We start from the raw sequence: 7,359 nt of genomic DNA on the forward strand, positions 1-7,359 counted from the left end.
ACTGAACAACGCGGTGACCAAGGTCATCAAAGGTAATGCGGTACGAGCGTTCATGGTATGTCAACAAGATACGTTTTGATTGCCGGATGCTGATGTGGATCATGCGGGGCCGATTTTTTTCCACCAATCTTATTTACTCAGTAATCCGATTGATATTAAATACACGCCTATCATTTCGATGAAGTATCGTTATTAATTAGCGCCAAGGCATCGTAGTCCAGAGCAGATATCCCCCGCTCTTTTGACAGAAACGCGGCGAGCTGCCACATTGCCTGATCACTCTGTGTCTTTCCGAAGGAAGGCATGCCGGTCATCTTGACGCCGTTCTTGATGACCCAGAACATCAGCTTCGGATTATTCCGTCGATGGGCATCGAGCAATGGCGGAGCAAGCGGCAGGATTCCCTGTCCAATCGAGCTAAGCGCTCTATCAGGCGCTCCGTGGCAATACACGCAGGTCGAGTTGTAAAGACGGGCGCCTGCCCGAACATTTTCTGCGCTAATCAGGTCGGCCGGCACTTCTATATTCTGAGCGTGCCGATGCAGGGATTGCATATACGTCTCATGCAAAACCCAGGCAACCAATGGGTTGTGTCCGGAGGCGGCTGAAACGTCGTAGATGCCCGACTCCATGAATGCCAGTCCTCCGGCAATAATCGCGACCGCGGCGGCTGCTACCAGGAGGCCCGCCTTGCTACGTACTGAAAGGGATTTTCTCGTTGATGTGCTCATGTGGCTTATCCGTCGAACCGCAGTGGAAGTTGCTTTTAGTATGCGATCTCGACCTTGCGCCACACGGTCAAAAACATTACCGTTTTGTTATCTGACGGCACTGTCCATTTACATAATATCTGTATTCCTAACTATAAACTCGAAACAAAATCCGGTCCCGCGGGACTGAGCGAGTAGACAACCGCTCAAATACCACGGGCCTGAGTGACCGGACTATTGACGGAGATCGTCCAGGTGCGTAACGAAAGGACGTATCTTTGCATCCTCGGGATTGACGTACACAACGTCGGAGGGCACACGCCGAGGTGCATCAACCGTAAAAAATACGGCGGGAGACTCCAGGATCTCGGTAATCGCATGCACCGTGTTTCTTTCAAACGTGACCAGTTGACCGGCCGTCAGCACGCGTGGATCTTCGTCTTCGATCGCAAATTTTACTTTGCCCGTCAGTAGATAAAGATGCTCCTCGCACGTCTCGTGGTAGTGGCGAGGTATTGGATAATAGACACGAAAGAGGCGCGAGCTTGCCGAGGGTTCGTCGGTGAGATAGGTGTCCACGATGGTGCTGACCGCCTCGTCGGGAAACGCCTTGATGATTTCGTTCACATCGAAAAAATTGAACACGTTGTACCTTTGCGTGAGATGCGCGCCGGATCGGCGGCTTCATCTCGATGATGTCGTGTCATTCAAAGTTATTCAACGGAATAGCTTGAATAGATTCAGCACGATTGGAGATCAATCGCCTGCCACGAAAAACCTGCAACCGAGGACCTGCGCCTTCACTGTGCATGAAAGGAAAGATAGAGCTGACAGCCGGATAACCGGCCTGATCAGTCAAATGAAGCCTTATAGGCTTTAACAGCGGACTCCATCCAGCTTATGAATTTAGTCAGCGATGCCAACTCACGTTTTTGTTCGGGAAAAGAAAGATAGAGCGTTGCTGAGCCCCGGCTAACATAGTGTCCAATTCGAACGAGCTTTCCCGAGTGCAACTCCTGGTCGATCAAGAGGCGCGGCAGCAGCGCGACTCCAAGGCCGGACACAGCCGCGTTGATCGCCATGATGAACATGTCGAAATAGTGCTCGCCGCCGGTATGCTCGACCGGGCTTACATTGAGCGTCTCGCGCCAAGCCTGCCAGGCGGTGGCTTGATCGCGGGTGTGGATCCATGGCAACGCCGCAATATCCGACGCCGAACACGCGTGTTCCTGACCCAACAATTCCGGAGCGCCAACCATCCAGATCTCGTCTTCGGTAATGAGCGCCTGTCCTGCCATTCCGGGCAACAGGGACTGGCCAAAGTAGAGCGCGGCATCGAAATTGAGATCGTTGAAATAAGTCGGCTGATCCCGGCCCATCAAGCGAAGTTCCACCCCCGGATATTGCTCGTGGAAATTGCGCAGCCGCGGTACAAGCCACTGCGCGGCAAACGTGACACCAACAGCCAGACGAATCGGCGGACTGGTTTGATGCTGAATGAGCTCAAGCGTGTCGAGCCGGATCTGATCGAGGTGAACACGAATACGGCGTGCGTACTCGATACCCGGCTCAGTCAGCACCAGCCGCTGGCGCACACGATCAAACAGTGGAAACCCGAGCCCTGCTTCCAGCTCGTTAACTTTCTTGCAAATCGCACCTTGCGTCTGCTTCAACTCTACCGCGGCCTTCGAAAAACTCTGGTGCCGCGCAGAGGCCTCGAATGCCTGCAAGACGCTTAAGCTTGGTATGCCGTGTCGCATTGACATTGAATTTCCCTGGTGTCCGCACTCGTGAACTGCCCTCGCGATCTATTTTGAGCGATGTGACATTCCGAGTCCACGGTCCACCGCAGCCATTTGCAATCTGAGGTGCTGACCGTTTTGCCCAAGGCGACACGTTTCAAATGGCTATCCCGGACGCCGGTGCAGGCTGCCGGTTTCGATCGAGCGCGACGGCCAATAGTGCGGCGAATGTCATCGCAATTGCGATCGCCACAAACGCGTACTGGAACGTACCGGTGGTGTCCCTGACCCATCCTATGAAGTAAGGCATCAGGAAACCGGACGACACGCCGATACTCGTGATCAAGGCAATGCCCGTTGCCGCGGCACGATCCGTCAAAATGCGGCTGGGCATTTGCCAAAAGGTTGAAATGCTGCAGAAACACGCTGAGGTTCCGATCGCCAAAGCGATGATCGTATTGACTGGCGAATCCAGATACAACGCTGTGGCAAGTGACGCTCCGGATACCAGCAGCGGGCCGGCCACGTAGTATGCATTCATGGATCTCTTGCTGACAATTTTTCCCCACAGCAACACGGCGACGACCGCCACTGCGAACGGTATGGCAGTAATCAAGCCAATCTGGCTTAGCGTTAAATCAGCGCTGCTCTTGAATGTCTTAACCACTTGCGGCAAGAAGTAAAGCAAGCCAATGATGCCGGAGTTGGTGCCAAAGTAGACGGCCCCTAACGCCCAGACCTTCAGGTTCGAAATAGTGTCCCACGCACTTGTAGGCTCTACCCACTGCGCGGCGGCTTTTCTCTCAGGTGCTATAGCCTCGTTGATCTGCGCCTTCTCCTCGCTTGACAACCAGCGAGAAGACTCAGGCCGGTTAGGAAGCCAAAAATAGGCGACGAAGCCTAACGTAATGGCCGGCAACCCTTCCACCATGATCATGGCCCGCCAGCCGGTCACACCGAACACGTTGAGATGTTCCATCAGCCATGTCGAAATTGGCGCACCGAGCATTCCTGTCAAGGGGATTGATACTGTGAACAGTGACATCATCCATACCCGGTTGCGCGCAGGCATCCACAATGTCATGTAGTAGACCATGCCCGGATATAAACCGGCTTCAAAGACGCCCAGGAAAAAACGCGCCACGTAGAGCCAGTAGACGTTAGGCACCAGACTGGTCAACGAGGACAAGAGGCCCCAGGTAATCAGGATCCGGGTCATCCAGATTCGCGCGCCAAAGCGATGCATGCATAAGTTGCTAGGCACTTCGCACAAGATATACCCAAGAAAAAACAGGCTTGCCGAGAGACCATATTGCGCTGCGCTCATGTGCAACTCAGCGTTCATCGTCAATGCGGCGTAACCCACGTTAGCGCGATCAAGCTGATTGGCGATGTACATCAGGATCATCAGCGGCGCGAGACGCATCACGACGCGTCTCATCAGCGGCGCAGGTAGTGCCATGCCTGTATCGAGTGTGCTCATGATGCTCCGGTATGAATGTCTGGTTGCGTCGAGAAGCATTAGGCACGCGACATTTTCCCGGTGCAAGCGATGGAAAGTATTGAGGTTGTGAGCTTTTGTCACAACCCATAACGCGTATGCCGGTCGTGAGTAAAAGTGAGTCGATTGTTATTGAATGTCGATGGACGGTCGGCGAAACAGCCCGGAGAATTGCACTCTGTCCACGCAACGAGAGCGCACGATGAGCGGCATCAGCGAAGCAGAATTCAAGATCCCGACGCCTATTGGCGGGCGTCTTCCAACGCCCGCGATCTTCGACACCCTGGAGGAGGAGCGTCGTGACCGCAAACGCAGGCTTGCCGCCGCGTTTCGCATCCTGGCGCGGTTCGGTTTGACCGAAGGCATCGCGGGCCACATTACAGTCCGTGACCCGGAATTTCCTGACCGGTCCTGGGTCAATCAATACGCGCAGCACTTTTCAACCATCCGTGCCGACGACTTGATTTGCATAGACGACACTGGCGTCGTCCATGACGGAACCGGGCCGGTCAACGCCGCAGCGGTCGCCATCCACTGCGGCATTCATAGTGCCAACCCCGCCGCAGTCGCAGCGGTGCACACGCATACCACCTGGGGCCGGGCATTCTCCGCCCGCTCCAGGCTGTTAGCGCCAATCAACCAGGAAGCGTGTCTCTTCTACGAAAACCATGTGCTGTTTCGAGGTGACATCGTTGTGCTGGCGACAGATGAAGGACGCCGGATTGCAGAAGCCATGGGCGACAAAAAGGCAGCGATTCTTCTGAATCACGGCTTGCTGACAGTGGGCGGATCGGTCGACGCAGCGGTGTATCGCTTCATCGCCATGGAGCGATGCTGCCAGGTACAGTTGCTCGCTGAAGCGGCTGGTGCGATCGAGCCGTTGAGCGACGAAGAGGCGCTTGCGACCAGGGCGCATCTGGCATCGGACTACGTAGCCTGGCTTGGATTCCAGGGGCTGTATCAGCAGGTGTTACGGGAAGCGCCTGATCTGGGATGACACCTTGCACGTGCCGAGTCATTCGAGCGGGTTTACCTTGTCACATCCTTCGCAACGAAGGCGATTGCCGCAGCATGCCGATGCATATATCCACCAGACACTCGGCATCGCGCGGCAGGACGATGGAATCCTGCTCCAGCAGCCAGTCTCGCAACACGCCGTCGAGAAATGCATGCACGATGCCTGATGCGCGAACCGTATCCAGGTCGGACGGCAACTGACCTCTTGCGATCGCATTTTGCAGCGCTAGCTCAAGCTGCCTCCTGCCGTTGCGGGTGGCATTGCGTTGCCGATCGAACACAAGATCCATGTCGCGTGTGTACTCACACTTCGTGAACAGTACTTCAAACACACGGCGGCTGTGTGGCTCAACCGCAGTCTTGCCGAGACAGAACACAAGTAGTTGCCGTATCTTGCCCAGCGGATCGGGCTCCTCGGCATCGACCGACGCCAAGACCAGCATCTCCATCGGCAACATGACGCGGTTCGTCATCGCGACGAACAGTTCGACCTTGTTGCGAAAGTGCCCATAAATCGCGCCACGCGTGAACCCGGCTTGCACCGCGACGTCCTCAAGCGTCGTACGGGCAACGCCATGCTCGGCGAAGACCCGCTCGGCCGCGTCGAGAATCCGGTTGCGCGTCTCAAGCGCCTGTTGCCGTGTTCTTTTCATCTCTCACTGCGCCGGTGCATGGCTAACCGAAGCGCGCCGCATCTGGCGCGCGGAGTCTCGCTAGGCTGGCGTGCCCTCCCCTGCGGGGCTTGCGCCGCCCGTGCCACCGCCGTCATGACCGCCACCGCCCGGTGGACCGCCATCGTGCTCGCCGTGGCCGCCCTCGCCCTCGCCATCACCGTGATGGGGCATCTTGTGCGATACCTCGTCGAGCTTGTCGCCAAGCAATTTCCGAACGACCACATAGAACACGGGAATTAGCAGCAGGCCAAGGAACGTCGCGAACAACATGCCGCCGATCACGCCAGTGCCAATTTCGTGACGCGAAGCGGCGCCTGCGCCCGTCGAGATAACGAGCGGGAACACGCCGAGGATAAAGGCCATCGATGTCATCAGGATCGGACGCAGTCGCAGGCGGGCTGCGCTCAGGACGGCATCGCGCAGCGTCATGCCTCGTTGCTGGCCCTCCACCGCGAACTCGACGATCAGGATCGCGTTCTTCGCCGCGAGGCCGATCACGGTCACGAGACCAATCTTGAAGTAGATATCATTTGGCACACCGAACAAGAGACAGAACGCCAGCATGCCTAGCATGCCGAGCGGCACGACGAGCAGCACGGCAGCCGGAATTGACCAGCTTTCATACAATGCGGCGAGGCACAGGAACACCACCACGATCGACAGCAACAGCAGCGTGATCGCCGACGAGCCCGAGAGCAGTTCCTGGAACGACTGCCCGGTCCAGTCCGCCGCGAAACCCGTCGGCAATTGGCGATCGACGATGTTCTGCAGCACATCGATCGCCTGTCCGGTCGAGTAGCCCGGGGCGGAGTTGCCGACGATCTCGATCGCGGAGTAGCCGTTGTAGCGCGGCAGCACGGTCGGCCCGAAGCTCCATTTCGCATTCACTACGCTGGCGAGCGGCACCATGTTGTAGGGGCTGATCGACGTATTCGCGGGAGACGGGTCGACGGGCGTCGTGAAGCCGTTCGACGCGACTGTACTGCTCGCGGCCGTGCCGGAGCTGGTGCTGTTGGTGAACAGGCTCGGCGTATACAGGTGCTGGAGCGAGTCGATCCCCATCCGGTACGGCGCATCCGCCTGGATATAGACGCGCTTCACGCGTCCGCCGTAGGTGAACTGGTCGATATAAAACGGCGCGAGCTCCATCTGGAGCGTGGAGTAGACATCGCTCAGCGACAAGCCCATTGCCTGGGCCTGGGTACGGTCCACCGCGATGTCCAGTTGCGGGGCGCTTGGCAGCGAGTTGGGGCGGATCCCGAACAGCACCGGGCTCTTGGTCGCCCCCGCGAGCAGCGTGCCCGTAGCCTGGCCAAGCTCCGCGCGCGATTGCCCTTCGCGTGCCTGCAGATACATGTCGATCCCGCCGAACTGGCTAAGACCGCGAATGGTCGGCAGATTCACCGCGAAGATCTGCGCATCGGTAATGCCATGAAGGGTCTGGTTGATCTTCGGAATCAGCGTCATGGCGGTGTCGTGGCGCTTGTCCCAGTCTGCCAGCTTGATGAACGACATGCCGACGTTTTCGCTTGTGCCGACAAAGCTGAAGCCTTCTGGCTGGAAAATCCCCACGATTTCCTTGCCGAACGGACTGTTCTCGAGCTTGTCGCGCACCTCAGCCATCACGTGATTGGTACTCTGCAGCGTCGAACCGGGGGGCAGATTGATCAGTGCGAGTACGAAGCCCTGATCCTCGTCAGGCACGAAGCTGGTCG

Annotated in this window: 7 protein-coding genes; 1 reads left to right on the forward strand and 6 read right to left on the reverse strand. The window is 57.2% G+C overall.

All coding sequences use genetic code 11. The annotated features are described in order from the left end of the window. Positions 1–170: 170 nt before the first annotated feature. From JWR14_RS10290 to JWR14_RS10305, 4 genes are all read right to left on the reverse strand, one after another. Complete coding sequence (locus JWR14_RS10290; RefSeq protein ID WP_299705432.1) at positions 171–731, reverse strand: cytochrome c; 561 nt, start codon at positions 729–731, stop codon at positions 171–173. A gap of 213 nt (positions 732–944) precedes the next feature. Beyond that, positions 945–1,337, reverse strand: a complete 393-nt coding sequence (locus tag JWR14_RS10295; protein WP_299705435.1) for a cupin domain-containing protein — start codon at positions 1,335–1,337, stop codon at positions 945–947. Positions 1,338–1,561: 224 nt separating this feature from the next. Beyond that, on the reverse strand, positions 1,562–2,440 hold the full coding sequence (locus JWR14_RS10300; protein ID WP_299705439.1) for a LysR substrate-binding domain-containing protein: 879 nt from the start codon (positions 2,438–2,440) through the stop codon (positions 1,562–1,564). Positions 2,441–2,609: 169 nt separating this feature from the next. Then, entirely contained in the window at positions 2,610–3,935 is a 1,326-nt protein-coding gene (locus JWR14_RS10305; RefSeq protein ID WP_299705442.1) for an MFS transporter, read from the reverse strand. Between the two features lie 220 nt (positions 3,936–4,155). Here JWR14_RS10305 and JWR14_RS10310 point away from each other — a divergent pair, with 220 nt between their 5' ends. Further along, positions 4,156–4,950: a class II aldolase/adducin family protein gene (locus JWR14_RS10310; protein ID WP_299705445.1), complete on the forward strand. Its 795-nt coding sequence runs from the start codon at positions 4,156–4,158 to the stop codon at positions 4,948–4,950. Positions 4,951–4,990: 40 nt separating this feature from the next. Here JWR14_RS10310 and JWR14_RS10315 read toward each other — a convergent pair whose 3' ends face one another. Both JWR14_RS10315 and JWR14_RS10320 read right to left on the reverse strand, forming a co-directional pair. Further along, positions 4,991–5,623, reverse strand: a complete 633-nt coding sequence (locus JWR14_RS10315) for a TetR family transcriptional regulator (RefSeq protein ID WP_299705447.1) — start codon at positions 5,621–5,623, stop codon at positions 4,991–4,993. 60 nt (positions 5,624–5,683) lie between these two features. Then, positions 5,684–7,359 (reverse strand): efflux RND transporter permease subunit (locus tag JWR14_RS10320; RefSeq protein WP_299705449.1); only part of this gene is annotated, 1,676 nt, incomplete at its 5' end.

The sequence above is a fragment of the Caballeronia sp. genome (assembly GCF_028292365.1).
Taxonomy (GTDB): domain Bacteria; phylum Pseudomonadota; class Gammaproteobacteria; order Burkholderiales; family Burkholderiaceae; genus Caballeronia.

Bases quoted from the DNA above. Each gene is read 5' to 3' on its own strand.
- JWR14_RS10290 (WP_299705432.1), bottom strand. From the start codon at position 731: ATGAGCACATCAACGAGAAAATCCCTTTCAGTACGTAGCAAGGCGGGC.
- JWR14_RS10305 (WP_299705442.1), bottom strand. From the start codon at position 3,935: ATGAGCACACTCGATACAGGCATGGCACTACCTGCGCCGCTGATGAGA.
- JWR14_RS10310 (WP_299705445.1), top strand. From the start codon at position 4,156: ATGAGCGGCATCAGCGAAGCAGAATTCAAGATCCCGACGCCTATTGGC.
- JWR14_RS10315 (WP_299705447.1), bottom strand. From the start codon at position 5,623: ATGAAAAGAACACGGCAACAGGCGCTTGAGACGCGCAACCGGATTCTC.